The sequence below is a fragment of the Pseudomonas sp. 9AZ genome (assembly GCF_902506525.1).
Taxonomy (GTDB): domain Bacteria; phylum Pseudomonadota; class Gammaproteobacteria; order Pseudomonadales; family Pseudomonadaceae; genus Aquipseudomonas; species Aquipseudomonas peli.
In genome coordinates this window covers 2,676,466-2,694,346 of record NZ_LR733840.1, presented here as the reverse complement: position 1 = coordinate 2,694,346, position 17,881 = coordinate 2,676,466, and the positions used below count along the sequence as shown (strand labels likewise).

The 17,881-nt window shown below is 58.4% G+C and carries 18 protein-coding genes and 2 tRNA genes; 14 read left to right on the top strand and 6 right to left on the bottom strand.

From position 1 onward, the window contains the following. The first annotated feature begins 38 nt into the window (after positions 1-38). The 3 genes from ALTER154_RS12460 (at position 39) to ALTER154_RS12450 (ending at position 3,079) form a co-directional block, all read left to right on the top strand. The gene (locus ALTER154_RS12460) at positions 39-752 is read left to right on the top strand and encodes an AzlC family ABC transporter permease (protein WP_160087468.1); all 714 of its coding nucleotides are present in this window, start codon (positions 39-41) and stop codon (positions 750-752) included. After that, positions 752-1,081 carry an AzlD domain-containing protein gene (locus tag ALTER154_RS12455; RefSeq protein ID WP_160087466.1) on the top strand — a complete coding sequence of 110 codons (330 nt, stop codon included), beginning with the start codon at positions 752-754 and terminating at the stop codon, positions 1,079-1,081. The genes ALTER154_RS12460 and ALTER154_RS12455 overlap by 1 nt, the downstream gene beginning before the upstream one ends. Positions 1,082-1,204: 123 nt before the next feature. Further along, positions 1,205-3,079, top strand: a complete 1,875-nt coding sequence (locus ALTER154_RS12450) for an MFS transporter (protein ID WP_160087464.1) — start codon at positions 1,205-1,207, stop codon at positions 3,077-3,079. 58 nt (positions 3,080-3,137) lie between these two features. On the opposite strand, the gene sugE is transcribed toward ALTER154_RS12450, so the two are convergent. Both sugE and rdgC read right to left on the bottom strand, forming a co-directional pair. Next, on the bottom strand, positions 3,138-3,452 hold the full coding sequence (sugE, locus tag ALTER154_RS12445) for a quaternary ammonium compound efflux SMR transporter SugE (RefSeq protein ID WP_090387039.1): 315 nt from the start codon (positions 3,450-3,452) through the stop codon (positions 3,138-3,140). A gap of 153 nt (positions 3,453-3,605) precedes the next feature. Then, positions 3,606-4,526 (bottom strand): recombination-associated protein RdgC, encoded by a 921-nt coding sequence (gene rdgC / locus ALTER154_RS12440; protein WP_160087462.1) that lies wholly within the window; start codon positions 4,524-4,526, stop codon positions 3,606-3,608. Positions 4,527-4,792: 266 nt separating this feature from the next. On the opposite strand from rdgC, the gene ALTER154_RS12435 reads away from it, so the two are divergent. The 4 genes from ALTER154_RS12435 (at position 4,793) to ALTER154_RS12420 (ending at position 6,689) form a co-directional block, all read left to right on the top strand. Continuing rightward, positions 4,793-4,868, top strand: a tRNA-Val gene (locus tag ALTER154_RS12435). A gap of 21 nt (positions 4,869-4,889) precedes the next feature. Beyond that, positions 4,890-4,966: transfer RNA gene (locus ALTER154_RS12430), tRNA-Asp, on the top strand. A 189-nt stretch (positions 4,967-5,155) separates the two neighbouring features. Further along, a complete protein-coding gene (locus ALTER154_RS12425) occupies positions 5,156-5,863 on the top strand; it encodes an FKBP-type peptidyl-prolyl cis-trans isomerase (RefSeq protein WP_090252963.1) in 708 nt (235 codons plus the stop codon). A gap of 370 nt (positions 5,864-6,233) precedes the next feature. Continuing rightward, complete coding sequence (locus tag ALTER154_RS12420; protein WP_160087460.1) at positions 6,234-6,689, top strand: YkvA family protein; 456 nt, start codon at positions 6,234-6,236, stop codon at positions 6,687-6,689. 12 nt (positions 6,690-6,701) lie between these two features. On the opposite strand, the gene ALTER154_RS12415 is transcribed toward ALTER154_RS12420, so the two are convergent. Then, positions 6,702-7,334, bottom strand: coding sequence for an ABC transporter substrate-binding protein (locus tag ALTER154_RS12415; protein WP_160087458.1), 633 nt, complete (start codon positions 7,332-7,334; stop codon positions 6,702-6,704). 223 nt (positions 7,335-7,557) lie between these two features. On the opposite strand from ALTER154_RS12415, the gene ALTER154_RS12410 reads away from it, so the two are divergent. From ALTER154_RS12410 to ALTER154_RS12400, 3 genes are read left to right on the top strand one after another with little or no spacing between them, the layout of a single operon-like run. Then, the gene (locus tag ALTER154_RS12410; protein WP_090252968.1) at positions 7,558-7,878 is read left to right on the top strand and encodes a helix-turn-helix transcriptional regulator; all 321 of its coding nucleotides are present in this window, start codon (positions 7,558-7,560) and stop codon (positions 7,876-7,878) included. Beyond that, entirely contained in the window at positions 7,875-8,240 is a 366-nt protein-coding gene (locus ALTER154_RS12405; RefSeq protein WP_090252971.1) for a hypothetical protein, read from the top strand. Before ALTER154_RS12410 ends, ALTER154_RS12405 begins: the two co-directional genes overlap by 4 nt. After that, positions 8,240-8,710, top strand: coding sequence for an SEL1-like repeat protein (locus ALTER154_RS12400; protein WP_160087456.1), 471 nt, complete (start codon positions 8,240-8,242; stop codon positions 8,708-8,710). Before ALTER154_RS12405 ends, ALTER154_RS12400 begins: the two co-directional genes overlap by 1 nt. Positions 8,711-8,731: 21 nt before the next feature. Here the strand turns inward: ALTER154_RS12400 and ALTER154_RS12395 are convergent, their stop codons facing one another. Beyond that, positions 8,732-10,492 (bottom strand): bifunctional diguanylate cyclase/phosphodiesterase, encoded by a 1,761-nt coding sequence (locus ALTER154_RS12395; RefSeq protein ID WP_160087454.1) that lies wholly within the window; start codon positions 10,490-10,492, stop codon positions 8,732-8,734. Between the two features lie 95 nt (positions 10,493-10,587). Next, entirely contained in the window at positions 10,588-12,669 is a 2,082-nt protein-coding gene (locus ALTER154_RS12390) for a carboxy terminal-processing peptidase (protein WP_160087452.1), read from the bottom strand. A 128-nt stretch (positions 12,670-12,797) separates the two neighbouring features. On the opposite strand from ALTER154_RS12390, the gene ALTER154_RS12385 reads away from it, so the two are divergent. The 4 genes from ALTER154_RS12385 (at position 12,798) to ALTER154_RS12370 (ending at position 17,189) form a co-directional block, all read left to right on the top strand. Then, positions 12,798-13,763, top strand: coding sequence for an NAD(P)H-quinone oxidoreductase (locus ALTER154_RS12385; RefSeq protein WP_160087450.1), 966 nt, complete (start codon positions 12,798-12,800; stop codon positions 13,761-13,763). A gap of 116 nt (positions 13,764-13,879) precedes the next feature. Then, the gene (ahpC, locus tag ALTER154_RS12380) at positions 13,880-14,443 is read left to right on the top strand and encodes an alkyl hydroperoxide reductase subunit C (RefSeq protein ID WP_090252986.1); all 564 of its coding nucleotides are present in this window, start codon (positions 13,880-13,882) and stop codon (positions 14,441-14,443) included. 152 nt (positions 14,444-14,595) lie between these two features. After that, positions 14,596-16,149, top strand: a complete 1,554-nt coding sequence (gene ahpF, locus ALTER154_RS12375; RefSeq protein WP_090252989.1) for an alkyl hydroperoxide reductase subunit F — start codon at positions 14,596-14,598, stop codon at positions 16,147-16,149. 245 nt (positions 16,150-16,394) lie between these two features. After that, the gene (locus tag ALTER154_RS12370) at positions 16,395-17,189 is read left to right on the top strand and encodes an SDR family oxidoreductase (protein WP_160087448.1); all 795 of its coding nucleotides are present in this window, start codon (positions 16,395-16,397) and stop codon (positions 17,187-17,189) included. 75 nt (positions 17,190-17,264) lie between these two features. Here ALTER154_RS12370 and ALTER154_RS12365 read toward each other — a convergent pair whose 3' ends face one another. Then, on the bottom strand, positions 17,265-17,843 hold the full coding sequence (locus ALTER154_RS12365; protein ID WP_160087446.1) for a TetR/AcrR family transcriptional regulator: 579 nt from the start codon (positions 17,841-17,843) through the stop codon (positions 17,265-17,267). Positions 17,844-17,881: the final 38 nt, after the last annotated feature.

The following is a 17,881-nucleotide window of genomic DNA, read 5'->3' as shown; positions in this document are numbered from 1 at the left end:
GATCGGGATGCGCCAGGCTATGCAGCAAAGGAGGGTGCATGAGCCGTTTGCAGCAGTTTCTCTACGGGTGTCGCGACAGCATCCCGATGATTGTCGGCATTCTGCCGTTTGGTCTGGTCTATGGCGCATTGGCCAGCCTGGCTGGGCTGAGCCTGGGGCAGGCGCTGGGTATGTCCCTGCTGGTGTATGCCGGTTCCGCGCAATTCATTGCCATCAGCCTGCTGACACTGGGCAGCGGCATGGTGGTGATTCTGCTCACCACGCTGGTGGTCAATCTACGCCATGTGCTCTATAGCGCCGCATTGCAGCCTTATGTCGGCAAGCTGTCGCAGCGCTGGCGGGTGCCGCTGGCGTTCGGCCTGACTGATGAAACCTTCGCCGTGGTGCAGCGCCGTTATCTGGCGCGCGGCATGACCGAGCACGGCCAGTGGTATCACGCCGGCGTGGCACTGGCGTTGTACCTGTCCTGGGTGTCCAGCTCGCTGGTAGGGGCGTTGTTTGGTCAGAGTGTGCCGAACCTGGCGGGCTGGGGCCTGGACTTCGCCATGCTGGCGACCTTTATCGGCATTGTGGTGCCAGCGCTGCGCAATCAACCGCAGATTGCTGCCGCTCTGGTAGCCGGTGCGGTGGCGCTGCTGTGCCATGCCTGGCCTTACAAGCTGGGGCTGATGGCCGCTGCGCTCAGTGGCATTGCGGTCGGTGTATGGCTTGAGCGTCGCAAACCGTCGGTGACTGCCGGGGAGGGCGCGTGATGGATACCTGGCTGCTGATTCTCGGCATGGCGCTGATCACCTTTGCAATTCGCTACAGCCTGTTTGCCTTTCCCGATTTGCGTTTCCCGCCGCTGGTGCGGCAGGGGCTGCATTACGTGCCGACTGCCGTGCTGAGTGCCATTGTCCTGCCGGGCATGCTGATCCCCGATGGCCAGCAGTGGGCGTTCAGCCTGGATAATGCCTACCTGTTGGCCGGGCTGGCGACTATTGCCATCGCTGCATTGACCCGGCATCTGCTGGCTACCATCGGCGGTGGTCTGCTGGTGTTTTTTATGGTGCGTTGGTTGTTGGGTCAGTTACCCCTGTAAGCAGGGTTATTTGCCGCCTGGATTTGTAGAAAATGCAGCAAAAGGCATGTTTCGCTGTGGCTTTGTCGGGGGCTCTTGCAGTCAAATGCCTAACACTGGCCACTCTAGACAGGTACACGGACGATGACCGAACACTCTCAATTCGCATTGCTGGGTAAAAAGCGCTTTTTGCCGTTTTTCCTGACCCAGTTGCTGGGGGCCTTCAACGACAATATCTTCAAGCAGTCACTGATTCTCGCCATCTTGTTCAAAATCAGCTCAAGCGCTGACAAGGATCTGCTGGTCAATCTCTGTGCCTTGCTGTTTATTCTGCCGTTCTTTCTGTTCTCGGCTCTGGGTGGGCAGTTTGGTGAGAAATTCGCCAAGGACTCGCTGATCCGCAAGATCAAGTTCGCCGAAATTATCATCATGTTGTTGGGGGCTGTTGGCGTGGTCATCGGCAATCTGCCGCTGATGCTTGCCGTGCTGTTTGCCATGGGCACCCAGTCGGCGCTGTTCGGCCCGGTTAAGTATTCGATCCTGCCGCAGCACCTTGAAGAGCAGGAGCTGGTGGGTGGCAACGCCTTAGTGGAGATGGGTACTTTCCTGGCCATTCTCGCCGGCACCATTGGCGCCGGCATCATCATGGCCAGCAGTGCTTATGCACATATCGTTGCAGTGGCTGTGGTGCTGGTGGCGATACTCGGCTATCTGGCCAGCCGGGGTATTCCTGCCGCCTCGGCGGCCATGCCGCAGCTCAAACTGGACTGGAACATCCTGCGTCAGTCCTGGGCGACGATGAAGCTTGGTCTGGGTCAGCGCCCGGCCGTGTCGCGTTCGATGGTCGGTAACTCGTGGTTCTGGTTTCTCGGCGCGGTATACCTGACGCAAATTCCGGCCTATGCCAAAGAGTGGCTGTACGGCGATGAAAGCGTGGTCACGCTGATTCTCACCGTGTTCTCGGTCGGGATCGCGCTGGGCTCGATGCTCTGCGAGCGCATGAGCGGGCACAAGGTGGAAATTGGCCTGGTGCCGTTCGGCTCGATCGGCCTGACCCTGTTCGGCATTCTGCTCTGGTGGTTTTCCGGCGGCTTCCCCGAAGCAGCAGTGGCGCATGACTGGCTCGCGGTGCTGAGCATTGGCCAGGCCTGGTGGATTCTCGGCTCGATTCTCGGTATCGGTCTATTCGGCGGCTTTTATATCGTGCCGCTGTATGCGCTGATCCAGTCGCGCACGGTGGAGCATGAGCGGGCGCGGGTGATTGCCGCCAACAACATCCTCAATGCGCTGTTTATGGTGATCTCGGCGATTGTCTCGATCCTGTTTCTCAGCGTTGCTGAGCTGTCGATTCCGCAGCTGTTCCTGACCATTTCGCTGATGAACATCGCGGTCAACAGCTACATCTTTAAGATCGTCCCCGAATTCACCATGCGCTTTATGATCTGGCTGCTCAGTCACTCGATGTATCGGGTTGAGCACAAGGGGCTGGAGGCGATTCCCGATGAGGGGGCGGCAGTGCTGGTGTGCAACCACGTGTCGTTTGTCGATGCGCTGCTGATCGGCGGTGCAGTGCGCCGGCCGGTGCGCTTTGTCATGTACTACAAGATCTACAACCTGCCGGTGCTCAACTTTATCTTCCGCACCGCCGGCACTGTGCCTATTGCTGGGCGCAACGAAGACCTGCTGATCTACGACGCTGCTTTCAAGAAAATCGCCGAATACCTGCGCAATGGCGAAGTGGTGTGCATCTTCCCGGAAGGCAAGTTGACCACCGATGGTGAGCTGAATGAGTTCAAAAATGGTATCGAGCGCATCGTCGAAGCCAACCCGGTGCCGGTGATTCCCATGGCGTTGCAGGGCTTGTGGGGTAGCTTTTTCAGTCGTGATCCGCATAAGGGCTTGTTCAAGCGCCTGTGGTCGCGCATCACCCTGGTGGCCGGTTTGCCGGTTACGCCCGAACTGGTCAAGCGCGAGTTGCTGCAGGCCCAGGTGGCGGAGTTGCGCGGTGAGCGGCGTTAAACCACAGAGATGAAAAAGCCCGCCAATTTGGCGGGCTTTTTTGTGCAGCTTTGGCGGCTTAGTGGCTGAGTTTTAGCCCGATCAGGCCACAGACGATCAGCGCCACGCTGGCGATACGCAGCAGCGTCACGGCCTCGCCAAACAGCATGATGCCGGCAATCACCGTGCCCACGGCACCGACACCGGTCCAGATTGCATAGGCGGTGCCCAGGGGCAATTCCTTCATGGCCAGGCCAAGCAATGCCAGGCTGACGATGATCGCCGCAACAGTCAGGAGAGTGGGGAGAGGGCGGGTAAAGCCGTCGGTGTATTTCAGGCCAACAGCCCAGCCTACTTCGAACAGGCCGGCCAACAGCAGAATGAACCAGGACATACAAACCTCCAAAACAGATAGAGGGGCCGTCCCGTGGTGATCACTCGCAGAGTGGTGAGGTCGTCCTCACGCTGTGCAGTATTTTGCACATTGGCAGGGGTAGGGCAAGCCGCAGAGGACCAGTGGTCTGTTTCTCTGCGGCCTTACAATGGTTTAAATCCCCTGCGGAATCTCTTCGCCGCCAAGGGCTTCGAACAGCGCCGGGAGGAAGTCCACCAGGGTCAGCATCATCAGGGTGAAGCTGGCGTCCTGCTGGCCGAGGTCGTCGTCGCCACCGTCCTGTTCGGCTTGATCCTGCAGCAGGTCTTCGAAGCGCAGGCGCTTGACCACCAGCTTGTCGTCGAGCACAAAGGACAGCTTGTCCTGCCAGGCCAGTGACAGTTGAGTGACCTGCTTGCCCGAACTCATGTGCAGCTGAATTTCATCGCTGGTCAGGTCCTGGCGCTTGCAGCGCACCACGCCGCCATCTTCATGGGTGTCGCGCAGTTCGCACTCATCCAGCACGTGGAAGTCTGGAGCGGCCTGCTGAACCTTGACCCAATCGGTGAGGGTGGCACTTGGCGCGATCTTCACGGTCAGTGGACGCACTGGCAGCGAGCCGATGGCTTCGCGCAGGGTCGACAGCAGGTCTTCGGCGCGCTTGGCGCTGGCCGAGTCAACCAGGATCAGGCCCTGCTTGGGGGCGATAGCGGCGAAGGTGGCGGATTTACGGATAAAGGCGCGCGGCAGGAAGGTCTGCACGATTTCATCCTTGAGCTGATCGCGCTCCTTCTTGTAAACCTTGCGCATCTGCTCGGCTTCGATCTCGTCGACTTTGTCCTTCAGCGCATCGCGCACCACGCTGCCCGGCAGGATGCGTTCTTCCTTGCGTGCGGCGATCAGCAGGAAATCACCGCTGACGTGCACCAGCGGCGCATCGCCGCCTTTACCGAAGGGGGCGATAAAACCGTAGGTGCTGAGCTCCTGACTGGCGCAGGAGCGGGCCGGTTTAGCTAACAGCGCCGTTTCGAGCGCCTCGGCATCAAACGGGATGTCCTGGGTGAGGCGATAGACCAGCAGGTTACGAAACCACATAAGAGGGTGTATCTCCATTAACGGACCTGCCGGCAGCGGCAGGTATCACAAGTCGTCAGTACCCTATGCGGGTGCTGTTTCAGGTTGGCCGCAGCGCTATGACCCGTTGGGCAACCTGTGCGTTGCATTCGGGGCGCATTATTCCCCCGAGTGGTGCTTGAGGCCAAGTCTGCGCTAAGCCTTTGCTGCATCAATAAAAAATTTTCAAAACAGTGCTTGCCAAGGTGCGGATCGCTCTCTAGAATGCGCCCCACTTCGAGAGTGAAGGGTGATTAGCTCAGCTGGGAGAGCATCTGCCTTACAAGCAGAGGGTCGGCGGTTCGATCCCGTCATCACCCACCAACTCGCCTTTTGAAGTTACGCGCAGCGGTAGTTCAGTCGGTTAGAATACCGGCCTGTCACGCCGGGGGTCGCGGGTTCGAGTCCCGTCCGCTGCGCCATTTTATCCTCGCTTCATCCCCTCTGTGACATATCGCAATACCTCGCAAAATCCTTTCTGAATAATCAGCTAAACATCTGAACTTATACGCATTTTCTGTCTCCTAACACGGTAGCCAGTGATCGCGGCAGCCTGCTAAGCTCGCGCTTTCACACCATTTGCCCTAGGGCGCACCGGACAAGGAACAAGCATGAAACAGCATCGTTTAGCAGCGGCGGTCGCCCTGGTAGGTTTGGTTCTCGCAGGTTGCGATTCGCAAACCAGTGAAATCACCCTGGAAACCCCAGCACAGAAAGCGTCCTACGGTATCGGCCTGAACATGGGCAAAAGCCTGGCTCAGGAAGGCATGGATGACCTGGATTCCAACGCCGTTGCTCAAGGCATCGAAGACGCCATTGGCAAGAAAGAACAGCGTCTAAAAGACGAAGAGCTGATCGAGGCCTTTGCCTTCCTGCAAAAACGTGCCGAAGAGCGCATGGTTACTCTGAATGAAGAGTCGGCCAAAGCCGGCAAGAAGTTCCTGGAAGACAACGCCAAGCGTGAAGGCGTGACCACCACCGCTTCCGGCCTGCAGTACGAAGTTGTGAAGAAGGCCGACGGCGCTCAGCCTAAAGCCACTGACGTGGTGACTGTTCACTACGAAGGCAAGCTGACCGATGGCAGCGTGTTCGACAGCTCGGTTGAGCGTGGCAGCCCGATTGATCTGCCGGTTAACGGCGTGATCCCAGGTTGGGTTGAAGGCCTGCAGCTGATGCATGTTGGCGAGAAGTACAAGCTGTACATCCCAAGCGAGCTGGCATACGGCGAGCAGAGCCCGACTCCGGCCATTCCAGCCAACTCGGTGCTGGTGTTTGATCTGGAGCTGATTGCGATCAAAGACGCCGCCGCTCAAGAGTAATTTTCAGCGTTTCCTGACAACGCCCCGTCTCGACGGGGCGTTGTCGTTTTTGCAGGCTGCTTTCGGCACTTTTCGCTTGACTGGAGTGTCTCAGTGGGTGTGTGAAATGGGGGTGGTGTTACGGTTATGCACATTTCTAAAATTAGCCGTGACGGATTAGGGTAACTTTCTTATAGAAACCCTTTGCCATTTTTAACTTATTGATTTATATGATTTTTTACTGTGTGGGCAAAAAATGTTCGATCTATGGCGAGGCCGCATGAGCTGGGCGTTTGCCAGGGTTATCGAGAAACTGTTCACAAGGTTATCCACAGCTTTAGTGGATAACCATGGCCAGCCCAGCCCGTGCGCGGGTTGCCGGGAGAAAGCGATGAAAGCACCGAAGAATTTCGCGCGTTACCAGTTTTTAGCCAAGCGTTTCCTCAAGCTTGGACGGTTACCGGCATTGCTATTATCCGTCGCCCGAAAGCGTGAAAAACTTGGCAGCGGCTTTGCGGAGTTGGTCGATCAGCTGAAATTGCTGCAGGCGCTTTGCCTGGCTTGGTGGCGCGGTGAGTATCGGGCCATCGACTCGCGTGCCTTAATGGCCGTAGTCGCGGCTTTGGTGTACTTCGTGACGCCGCTTGATGCTATGCCCGACTGGCTGTTTGGCATCGGCCTGGTTGATGATTTGGCAGTGCTGGCCTGGGTGTTGCGTACTTGGCAGGCGGAGCTGGCGGCGTTTCAGCAGTGGCGAACGGCCCAGGCACCTGAAGTGCTGCGGGTTGTTGAGCGGCTACCAGAGCTGGATGAGTCGCTGAAACCAGTGCAGGGACGTGTGGAGTAGCGGGGCGAAGGCTTATATTTTGTTGAGCATCTGTTCGATCAGGCCCTTGTCGCGCAACTCTTGCAGTGTTCTGTCCAGTAACTCGGCGCTGACCGGCAATTGAGGGCTGTACGTGCAGTGCATGTTGTAGCGTTCGATTACCCAGGGGTTTATCCGTAGCGGTGTATCAGCGCGTTTGGCCAGCTGGAAGCGCAGTGGCCGGCGCATGTCGATGATCGCGTCTAGGCGCTGTTTGTGCAGCAGGTTAAGCCCGGCACTGTGGTCACGCAGATCTTGGCGGATGATCTGCTGCTTGGCGAACGCCTCCATCAGTTCTTCGCTGTAGACGTAACCCAGTTGAGTGCCTACGGTCTTGCCGTGGAGTTCGTGCAGGTTGCTGATTGGCGCATGCTGACTGTGCAATAGCAGCACGTCCTCTTCGCTGTAGAGTGGGGCTGACCAGTGATAGCGCTCCGGTTTGTCTATCCATTGCGGGTTGCTGTTGCAGATCACATGGATACGCCCGCGCTGCATAAATTCATCAATGCGTTTATTTGGCGTTTCAACAAATGCTGCGTCGAAGCCCAGCTGCTGACTGGCCAATTGGCCCAGCTGGTAGATGAAGCCACCACGTAATTGCTGCTCGTGGACATCGACATAGGGCATGCCATCAGCCGTAGCGAAACCCCAGCGCAGCTCATCTGCGCAGGCCCAGCCACCGCAGCTAATCAACAGTATTGTTATCAGTGTGCGCAAACCAGCCCCCAGCTACCGCTTGATAACCTGGTGGCAGTATAGATCACGCTCTTTATCGTGCCGGGCTGTTAAGATGGCCGCCTGTTCTGGAGTTGCCGAGAGTGATGGAAGTGCTCTGCATGGAGATTTACAGATGAATGTGCAAGTGATCGAGCGCGATGGTCAGCCTGAATATGCAGTGCTGCCCTGGGCGCAGTATCAGGCTTTGCTGCAGGCTGCTGGACAGGTGCCTAAGGCAGCTGCTGTGGTAGCCGATAGCAACAAGCCGACGTTGGATCAGCTGGCAGCCTTACGTGAGGCTAAAGGTATGAGTGCTGAGCAGCTGGCACGCAATGTCGGCATCAGCCCGCATTACCTGGGCATGATCGAGAGCGGCGAACGCCAGCCCGACGCAGCCATCCAGCGTGCGCTGGCCTGGCATCTTGGTGTCGATGGTTGGGAGGCACAGTCTTGAGCGTAAGCATCAGTCGGCAACACTGGCAGGCGTTGCTCGGTGAGCTTGAAGATGCCCAGCGTCAACGTCACCTGCTTACCTACCGTGCCTTGATCGAGCGCTTGGCCTTGCCTAGCCCTGCAATGCAGACGTTAGCCGCCGCGCTGGAGCATCTGGCGGCACTGGATGCGCGAGCCGAGCGCCCGTTGCGCAGTGCACTGGTGATCAGTCAGGGAGCCAGCCGCTTGCCGCGTACTGGCTTCTTCGAGTGTGTAAGCCGTCTGGGCCGCTTCAGTGGTGCATCCGATGGCATAGCTGCTGCCTCCTGGCATGCTGCTGAAGTGGCGCGTGTGTTCGAGTTCAGCTACCCGGAAGAGGCCTGATGTTCGGCGCACTGCGAGCCCGTATCGGCTATCTGATTGCGCGCCGCCTGTTCCACTGGAGCGGGTTGGTTAAGCAGCCGCAGGCCTGGCGTTGGATGGAAGGGCAGTTTGCGCGCATGGCTGCGTTGGGCGATACCCAGGCGCAAAGTTTCTATGGGCATATCCTGCTGTTTCGTGGCCAAGGCCTGGGCGCTCGCAACGAGGGTCGACGGTTACTCAGTTTGGCGGCCACGGCTGGCGATGCCAAGGCCGCTTACCAGCTAGGTGTGTTGAGTCTGTCGGGTGATGCTCAGCAGGCAGCAGATGCCGCCAAGGCTGTTGAATGGTGGACGCTGGCTGCGCAGGCGGGGCACCCAGCTGCGGCCTATCGCTTGGCTGAGTTGTACCGCAGTGGTGCGGCAGGTGTTGACGCTGATGCCGTGCAAGCCGAGCATTTCGCGGCGTTATCCAATCGCCTGAGCGGCCTCTGATCTTGCCTCCAGGTACTGCCATCAGGCTGCCGAATCCGCCTGGGTGTCGATGATATGCAGGCTATAGCCCGGCACGGCCTTGGCATGACGCTTGGCCTCTGAGGCCATTGCCGCCAGCTGGCTCGCATCCAATTGCGCACACTGCTCGGGGTGGACGTGAACGACACCCAGAGACAAAGACAGCAGGGCATATTCCTGGCGTTTGCCACTGCGGTCATGGGCGATAAAGCAGCCTGCATGCAGGTCTTCTTCACGGTAGAAACGTCGGCACTGGCTCTGGAAATCCTCCGGTAGGCGATTGAGCCGTGCGCGCCAGTCCTGCGAGCCGAGTACCAAGAGAAAATCATCACCGCCGATGTGGCCGACAAAGTCCCGCGACGGATCAACTCTGTCATTCAGGCACTGCGCCAGGCTCAGCAACACCTCATCACCTTTGGCATAGCCGTAGATGTCATTGAACGGCTTGAAGTTGTCGATATCCACATAGCACACCACCACTTCACGACACTGTTGCAGCAGACGAGTCAGGCACTGCTGGATCGGCACATTGCCTGGTAGCAGGGTCAGTGGGTTGGCATAACGGGCCTGCTGGATTTTCAGTTCGGTGATCAGCTTAAGAACATCGATTACTCGGCCGAGCCCGATGTAGCCGCCGTCCTCAATGATGATGAAATCTTCTTCGATGCGTTGGCGGGCGCGGCTGGTGAGCAGGCGGCTGACTTGTTGCAGCGACTGGCTGCATTCTACCGCCAGGTAGTCATCACTCATCAGGCGGCTGATCGGTTTGCGGGCGAACAACTCGTTGGCGAAGGGTTTGAGCAAGGCCTCGGCCAGCGAGTGACGGTGAACGATGCCGACGGGTTGCTGCGCGGGGTTGAGCACTGCCAGCGAGTTCAGGTTGGCCTGGGCGCGAAACAGTTCCAGCACCTCGCTGGTCGGTGTGCTCAGGGCCACGGCTTGTTGTGTGTTGAGTAGGCCACGCAGGTCGCTGGACTCTTCGCTGAGTGGGCTGCTGCTGGTGGTGCTAGGCAATAGATTGAGGGCATCACGCGGCGGCTGCTCCTGCGGGCGGCAGAGCAGATAACCTTGCAGCAGGTCGACGCCCATTTCGGCGAGTACGGCCAGCTCCTCGGGCAGTTCGATGCCTTCAGCGATGACCTGGGCACGGGAGGCTTTGGCCATTTTCAGGATCGAGCCGACGAACTCGCGTTTGACCGCATCCTGATGAATGCCGTCGATAAAGTGGCGATCAATCTTTACGTAGTCCGGGCGCAGCTCCGACCACAAACGCAGGCTGGAATAACCGGCGCCAAGGTCATCCAGGGCGATGGAAAAGCCCATGGCGCGGTAGTGGTGCAGTGCGGTGTCGAGCAGGGCGAAATCGTCAGTGGGCGATTGCTCGGTCAGTTCGATCACCACTTGGCTCGGCGGAATGCCCAGGGTTTGCAACAGTTGTAAGGTGCGTCCCGGTTGGTGTTTGGGCTCCATCAGCGAGTCGGGCGAGACGTTGAGGAACAGTTTGCCGTCAAGCTTGAGCTGGCTGAATCGCTGGCAGGCATTCTTGCGGCACAGCAACTCCAGTTCACTCAGGCGGCCCGCGCTGCGCGCCACAGCGAACAGGTTGATCGGCGAGTGCAGGGCGCTGTTGGACGGGCCGCGGCTGAGGGCTTCGTAGCCCAGAATGCGTCGTTCGGAGAGCGAAAAAATCGGTTGAAACAAGCTGTGCAGGTCGCCATTGGCGAGGATGGAGTCCAACGCGCTGAACTGCTCGGTGACGATCATGGCGGCTCTCTGTGCATAAAAAAACGGGGACTGGCATTGCTACCAGTCCACGCATTTCACGACAGTTTGATGACCCTTTGATGACGCTCGCTGTTTTACTGTTTTGCCAGGCGCGTATTCAAGCCCAAGTAGTCGAGCAGGATGCGTCCGCTTTCGGCGAGGTAGGCGTCATCTTCCGGCTTGGTTTTCTCATCTTCAACCGGCAGGGCGTCTTCGTCTTCTTCCTTTAGTTTGTTCAGCAGGCTTTCGCCTTTTGCTTTGCGGCGGCTGTTCTCGATGGCGAGCTGCTGGCCTTCGATATCGGCCTGCTGAGCGCGGCGTTTGGTTTCATTGAGGCTGACGGTGGTTTCTTCCATCAGCTTCTGCGCCAGTTGCAGGCGTTCACGGGCGAAGGTGAAGTCCGGGTTCTGGGCGGTACGGCCTTCAAAACGGCTTTGTAGTTCGGCGAGGAACGGCTTGATTGGGTCCAACTCCGGTTTGATCGCCGGCTTGATGCTGTCCCACGGCAGGGCCTCGGGCAGAGCGCTCTCTCCGATTTCCTTGGTGTCCATGATATCCGGGTAGCGAATATCGGGAATCACCCCCTGGTGTTGGGTGCTCTGCCCGGAGACGCGGTAGAACTTGGCCAGGGTCAGCTTCAGTTCGCCATGGTTGAGCGGCTGGATGGTTTGCACGGTGCCTTTGCCGAAGGTCTGGCCGCCGAGAATCAGTGCGCGGTGATAGTCCTGCATCGCGCCGGCGAAAATCTCTGAAGCCGAGGCCGACAGTCGATTGACCAGCACGGCCATGGGGCCTTTGTAGTAAATGCCGGTATTTTCGTCGGCCAGTACGTCAACGCGACCATCGCTGTTGCGTACCAGCACGGTCGGGCCCTGGTCGATAAACAGGCCAGTCAGTTCTGTGGCTTCCTGCAGCGAGCCGCCGCCGTTGTTGCGCAGGTCAATCACCACGCCGTCGACTTTTTCCTTCTCCAGTTCGGTGAGCAGGCGTTTGACGTCACGGGTGGTGCTTTTGTAGTTCGGGTCGCCGGCACGGAAGGCTTTGAAGTCCAGGTAGAACGCCGGTATCTCGATAACCCCGAGCTTGTAGTCGCGGTTATCGTGCTTGAGGTTGAGAATGGACTTTTTCGCAGCTTGCTCTTCCAGCTTCACAGCCTCACGGGTAATGGCGACTACCTTGCTGGTTTGATCATTTGGCGCATTGCTCGCGGGGATCACCTCCAGGCGCACTTGTGAGCCTTTCGGGCCACGAATCAGCTTGACCACTTCATCCAGACGCCAGCCGATCACGTCGACCATTTCCTTGCTGCCCTGGGCTACACCGATAATTTTGTCGGCGGGTGCGATCTGCTTGCTCTTTTCTGCCGGGCCAGCCGGTACCAAGCGCACAACCTTGACGTGTTCGTTGTCGCTTTGCAGCACGGCGCCAATACCTTCGAGCGACAGGCTCATATTGATATCAAAGTTTTCCGCGTTGTCCGGCGACAGGTAGGTGGTATGCGGGTCGTAGGACATGGCAAAGGCATTGATATAAGCCTGGAACACGTCTTCACCGCGGGTCTGCTTGAGGCGCGCGAGCTGGTTGTTATAACGCTTGGTCAGCAGCTCCTGGATCGCCTTGGGCTCTTTGCCGGCAATTTTCAGTCGTAGGACTTCATCTTTAACTCGCTTGCGCCACAAGTCATCGAGCTCGGCAAGATCTTTGACCCAGGGGGCATTCTCGCGGTCAATCAGTAATGTTTCGTCGGTGTTGAAATCGAGCGTGTCGACACCGTTTTCGAGCATATTCAGGGTGAACTGCAGGCGGCTCTGCAAACGCTCCAAGTGGCGTTTGTAGATGACAAAGCCTGGCTGCAGGTCGCCGTTTTTCAACAGGTCGTCAAAGCGCGTGCGCCATTGATCGAACTCGGCGATATCGGAAGCAATAAAGTAGCTGCGCGAGGGGTCGAGCATCTTCAGGTAGCCCTGATAGATCTTTTCCGAGCGCTCGTCATTCAGTGGTGGCTTGTTGTAGTGATGGCGCTTCAACAACTCCACGACGTTGAGGCTGGCGATAACCTGTTCGCGGTCAGGCTGCAGGTATTCCCAGGAGTCGTCACTGGTGGTTTTCGCCGCGAGCGGTAGAGCGCTCAGGGCAAACGAAAAGGCGAGGGTGACGCTGAGTAGGGATCGCTTCATGCTAATTCGACGTGTGGGCAGTTGATAACGCATATTAGGCCGTCTTTAAGGGCGCCAGGTTCCATCGGCGCAATGCAAAAGCCCGGCGGTCAGCGCCGGGCTCGGTTCAAATGCACTATGGAGGCAGCGTGAAGGCATTGCAAGGCGTTGAAGGCCGTGTGGAATGGGCGCAACACCCCGCGCCGGCCTGTGATGTAGGGGAAATTCGCATCCGTGTAGCGGCTGCCGGGTTGAATCGTGCCGACTTGTTGCAGCGGGCTGGGCTTTATCCGCCGCCGCCTGGCGCCAGCGAGGTGCTTGGGCTGGAGTGCGCCGGTATCGTCAGCGAAGTGGGTGCCGGTTGCGACTGGAAAGTAGGCGACAGGGTGTGCGCGCTGTTAAGCGGTGGCGGTATGGCCGAAGAGGTCGTGGTTGATGCACGGCACGCCTTGCCGGTGCCCGAAGGCATGACGCTGGCTGAAGCGGCAGCGTTGCCGGAGGTGTACGCCACAGCCTGGCTCAATCTGTTCCAGTTAGCGGCGTTGAAACCAGGACAGAAGGTACTACTGCATGCCGGCGCCAGTGGCGTGGGTTCGGCAGCCATTCAATTGTGTAAAGCCTTTGGCAGCCCTTGCTGGGTCAGCGTCGGCTCTGCTGAGCGGCTGACCTACTGTGAAAGCCTGGGCGCTCAGGGCGGGGTACTGCGCGGTGAAGAGCAACTGCAGGCACTGCGCGATTTTGCTCCGTTCGATGTGATTCTCGACCCGGTAGGCGGCAGCTACGCCGCGCTTAACCTGGATTTGCTGGCTGTGGATGGCCGCTGGGTAAACATCGGCTTGCTCGGCGGACGCAAGGCTGAGATCGATCTGGCGGTGGTATTGGGCAAGCGCATTGCGTTGATCGGCTCGACCCTGCGCAATCGTGATGAGCAATTCAAGGCTGATCTGCTGCGCGATTTGCAGCAATTTGTCTGGCCGCTTTTCGCCGAAGGGCGCCTTAAGCCGCAACTTCAGCAGGCTTATGCGCTCAAAGATGCCGAGGCCGCCTTTGCTGCGTTGGCGAGCAATCAGGTCAACGGCAAGCTGGTGCTGGTCATAGACTCAACCTTGGAGTGAAGCCTAGGGTCGATTGGCTTAATCAATCGGAATCATGGCGGCAATCAATAAGCTTTTTTTGCACAAGGCGCTAAGATGCGCCCTGTAAATTTCTAACCCTCAACAAGGAATCAGAGATGAATCTCATCAACACCCAAGTTCAACCGTTCAAGGCTAACGCTTTCCACAACGGCAAATTCATCGAAGTTACCGAGCAGTCCCTGAAAGGCCAGTGGTCGGTACTGATCTTCATGCCAGCTGCCTTCACCTTCAACTGCCCGACTGAGATCGAAGACGCTGCCAACAACTACGCTGCGTTCCGCGATGCCGGCACTGAAGTTTACATCGTCACCACCGACACCCATTTCTCCCACAAAGTCTGGCACGAAACTTCGCCAGCTGTAGGTAAGGCTCAGTTCCCGCTGGTGGGTGATCCAACCCACGCTCTGACCCGCGCTTTCGGCGTGCACATCGAAGAAGAAGGCTTGGCCCTGCGTGGCACCTTCCTGATCAACCCGGAAGGCGTGATCAAGACCGTTGAAATCCACTCCAACGAAATCGCTCGTGACGTATCGGAAACCCTGCGCAAGCTGAAAGCTGCTCAGTACACCGCTGCTCACCCAGGCGAAGTGTGCCCAGCCAAGTGGAAAGAAGGCGAGAAGACTCTGGCTCCTTCCCTGGACCTGGTTGGCAAGATCTAAATCTGCCAACACCCTCCCTGGGCTCAGGCCCTGGGTGGGGAGTACTTAGCGCTGTCAGGGTCGCAACCCGACCCTAGTGGTGCCCGATGCCCGGGCGCGATCCGCCCGGGCATTTTATTGCCCAGAATTTTTGTCATTGAGGACTATCCGCCATGTTGGACGCTAACCTGCAAACCCAGTTGAAGGCCTACCTGGAAAAGGTCACCCTGCCGTTCGAGATCGTCGCGTCCCTCGATGACAGTGCGAAATCTCAGGAACTGCTTGAGCTGCTGCAAACCATCGTCGGCCTGACCGACAAGATCACCCTGAAGACCGATGGTAGCGACGCCCGTCGTCCGTCGTTCTCGCTAAACCGTCCAGGCGCAAACATTGGCCTGACCTTCGCTGGCATTCCCATGGGCCACGAGTTCACCTCGCTGGTGCTGGCGCTGCTGCAGGTGGGCGGCCATCCGTCCAAGCTGGATGCCGAGACCATCGAGCAGATCAAGAGCATCGAAGGTTCGTTCGAGTTCGAGACCTACTACTCGTTGTCCTGCCAGAACTGCCCGGACGTGGTTCAGGCACTGAACCTGATGGCGGTGCTCAATCCGAATATCCGCAACGTGTCGATCGACGGTGCGCTGTTTCAGGAGGAAGTCGAGCGTCGTCAAGTGATGGCCGTGCCGAGCATCTACCTGAACGGTGAGGTGTTCGCCTCCGGTCGTATGGACGTGAAGGAAATCCTCGCCAAGATCGACACCGGCTCCGCCAACCGCGATGCCGAGAAGATGAGCGCCAAGGAAGCCTTCGACGTGCTGGTGATCGGTGGTGGCCCAGCCGGTTCTGCTGCAGCTATTTACGCAGCGCGCAAAGGTATTCGTACCGCCCTTGCTGCCGAGCGTTTCGGCGGCCAGGTGCTGGATACCATGTCGATCGAAAACTTCATTTCGGTGAAGGAAACCGAAGGGCCGAAACTGGTGCGCGCTCTGGAAGAGCACGTGCGTGAATACGAAGTCGACATCATGAACCTGCAGCGCGCCAGCGCTTTGGTTCCTGCGAGCAGCGAAGGCGGCTTGCATGAGGTGAAGTTCGACAATGGCGCTAGCCTCAAGGCCAAGACCCTGATTCTCTCCACCGGCGCGCGCTGGCGCGAGATGGGTGTGCCCGGTGAGCAGGAATACAAGGCCAAGGGCGTGTGCTTCTGCCCGCATTGCGACGGCCCGCTGTTCAAGGGTAAGCGTGTTGCAGTAATTGGCGGTGGTAACTCCGGCGTCGAGGCTGCGATTGACCTTGCCGGTATCGTGGCTCACGTGACCCTGCTGGAGTTCGCCGACACCCTGCGTGCCGACGCCGTGCTGCAGAAGAAACTCTACAGTCTGCCCAACGTTACTGTGATCAAGAGCGCGCAGACCACCGAAGTCAAAGGCGATGGTCAGAAGGTTAATGCGCTGGTCTATAAGGACCGCACCACCGAAGAGCTGCACAGCGTCGAGCTGGAAGGTATCTTCGTGCAGATCGGTTTGCTGCCTAACACCGACTGGCTGAAGGGCAGTGTCGAGTTGTCGCGTTTCGGTGAAATCATCGTCGACGCTAAGGGCGCTACCAATATCCCGGGTGTGTTTGCTGCCGGTGACGTGACGACTGTGCCGTACAAGCAGATCGTCATCGCTGTGGGCGAGGGCGCCAAGGCCTCCCTGAGTGCCTTCGATCACCTGATCCGTAGCTAACACGCTCGACGATCTAGGTCGCACCAGAGCGGACAACCTTTGTGGGTTGTCCGCTTTTTTGTGCTCTGCCATTTGGCGGTTGGCGGTCTTTTTTCGAGTGTTTTTACGTCCCAGGCGTTTGCGGCATGGCTGTCGATAGTATTTATTATGATCGACATATAATATTTATATTATATGTGTAATATGATTTGGCGCACTATACCTCCAGACGCACTACCTACCCCCGCACAGCCAGGAGACGCACCATGAGCACGCATAACGAGAAAGGCACTGCATTGATCACCGGCGCTTCATCAGGCATTGGTGCCACCTACGCCGAGCGCCTGGCGCAACGCGGTTACAACCTGCTGTTGGTTGCCCGCGATCTGCCGCGCTTGCAGGCGCTGTCTGCGCGCTTGACCGAGCAGTACGGGGTAAAGATCGAAACGCTGAAGGCCGACCTGACTGACAAGGCTGATCTGCATGCCGTTACCCAGCGCCTGCGGACCGACAAGGGCATCAGCACGTTGGTCAACAACGCCGGCATGGCTATGAACGGTCAGCTTGTCGAGGCCGATCTCGACACTGTTGATCGGATGATTCTGCTCAACGTGGTTTCGCTGACTCACCTGTCCACCGCAGCCGCTGCCAACTTTACGGCCGCCGGGCGTGGAGCAATCATCAATATCGCCTCGGTGGTGGCCTTGGCTCCGGAAATGTTCAATGCCGTGTACAGCGCCACCAAGGCCTATGTACTGAGCCTGACCCAGACCCTCAACGGTGAAGTGAAGACGCAGGGCCTGCAGGTGCAGGCCGTATTGCCCGGCATTACCCGCACCGAGATCTGGGAGCGTAGCGGCATGGATGATTCGGCACTGCCGGCGAGCATGATCATGGAGGTCGGCGAAATGGTTGATGCGGCGCTGGCTGGTTTCGATCAGGGCGAGTTGATCACCATTCCATCGCTGCCTGATGCCGCTGACTGGCAGGCCTTTATCGATGCCCGTGGCAAGCTGGCGCCGAACCTGTCCCACAGCAGCGCCGCTGCACGTTACAAGTAAATCGCTGGCCGTAACAAGAAAAGCCCTGGCTGGAGACAGTCAGGGCTTTTGCTGTGGGGCACTAATTTTCTGCAATCAGGTGGTTTGCGCCGCGTCGCCGATGTTCTGTTCGATCAGCAGGCGGCGGGTGGTTTTCAGCAATCGGTCAGACAGTTCCGGGTCGCTTACGCTGCGTGACAGCAGCAGGGCGCCAACCATGGCGCTAAGAATCAGCACGCTCTGTTCATCGGCGTGCTCAACGCCAAGGCCGGATTCGATGGTTTGCAGGCGGTCGCGAACCAGCTCGTCGGTCACCGGGCTGGGGGCGCCGCGCTGGCCCAGCTCGGCGGACATAGTCGGCAGCGGGCAGCCATCGCCCGGGTTGGCGCGGTGGGCGGACGACAAGTAGCCGCTGATCAGGCGGGTCAGCGGTTTATCGCTTTTGGCCATCTCGTTGGTGACCGCCGTCAGCTTGTCAGCGCTATGACGCAGGGCGGTTTCCACCAGTTCATCTTTCGATTTGAAGTGGGCGTAGAAACCGCCATGGGTCAAGCCGAGGGTCTTCATCAGCGGCTGCAGGCCGGTGGCGCCAACGCCGTCGCGGCGGAACAGGCGCGCGGCCTCTTCGATGATGCGCTGATGGGTCTGGGCTTTGTGGTCTTCGGAATATCGCATGGAGTACCTGGCCGCTGGTTTCAGATGTTGCCTGCCAT

Bases quoted from the DNA above. Each gene is read 5' to 3' on its own strand.
- ALTER154_RS12460 (WP_160087468.1), top strand. From the start codon at position 39: ATGAGCCGTTTGCAGCAGTTTCTCTACGGGTGTCGCGACAGCATCCCG.
- ALTER154_RS12365 (WP_160087446.1), bottom strand. From the start codon at position 17,843: ATGCGATATTCCGAAGACCACAAAGCCCAGACCCATCAGCGCATCATC.
- ALTER154_RS12455 (WP_160087466.1), top strand. From the start codon at position 752: ATGGATACCTGGCTGCTGATTCTCGGCATGGCGCTGATCACCTTTGCA.
- ALTER154_RS12390 (WP_160087452.1), bottom strand. From the start codon at position 12,669: ATGAAGCGATCCCTACTCAGCGTCACCCTCGCCTTTTCGTTTGCCCTG.
- ahpC (WP_090252986.1), top strand. From the start codon at position 13,880: ATGAATCTCATCAACACCCAAGTTCAACCGTTCAAGGCTAACGCTTTC.
- ALTER154_RS12395 (WP_160087454.1), bottom strand. From the start codon at position 10,492: ATGATCGTCACCGAGCAGTTCAGCGCGTTGGACTCCATCCTCGCCAAT.
- ahpF (WP_090252989.1), top strand. From the start codon at position 14,596: ATGTTGGACGCTAACCTGCAAACCCAGTTGAAGGCCTACCTGGAAAAG.
- ALTER154_RS12425 (WP_090252963.1), top strand. From the start codon at position 5,156: ATGAAACAGCATCGTTTAGCAGCGGCGGTCGCCCTGGTAGGTTTGGTT.
- ALTER154_RS12450 (WP_160087464.1), top strand. From the start codon at position 1,205: ATGACCGAACACTCTCAATTCGCATTGCTGGGTAAAAAGCGCTTTTTG.
- ALTER154_RS12400 (WP_160087456.1), top strand. From the start codon at position 8,240: ATGTTCGGCGCACTGCGAGCCCGTATCGGCTATCTGATTGCGCGCCGC.
- sugE (WP_090387039.1), bottom strand. From the start codon at position 3,452: ATGTCCTGGTTCATTCTGCTGTTGGCCGGCCTGTTCGAAGTAGGCTGG.
- ALTER154_RS12410 (WP_090252968.1), top strand. From the start codon at position 7,558: ATGAATGTGCAAGTGATCGAGCGCGATGGTCAGCCTGAATATGCAGTG.
- ALTER154_RS12415 (WP_160087458.1), bottom strand. From the start codon at position 7,334: ATGCCCTATGTCGATGTCCACGAGCAGCAATTACGTGGTGGCTTCATC.
- rdgC (WP_160087462.1), bottom strand. From the start codon at position 4,526: ATGTGGTTTCGTAACCTGCTGGTCTATCGCCTCACCCAGGACATCCCG.
- ALTER154_RS12370 (WP_160087448.1), top strand. From the start codon at position 16,395: ATGAGCACGCATAACGAGAAAGGCACTGCATTGATCACCGGCGCTTCA.
- ALTER154_RS12420 (WP_160087460.1), top strand. From the start codon at position 6,234: ATGAAAGCACCGAAGAATTTCGCGCGTTACCAGTTTTTAGCCAAGCGT.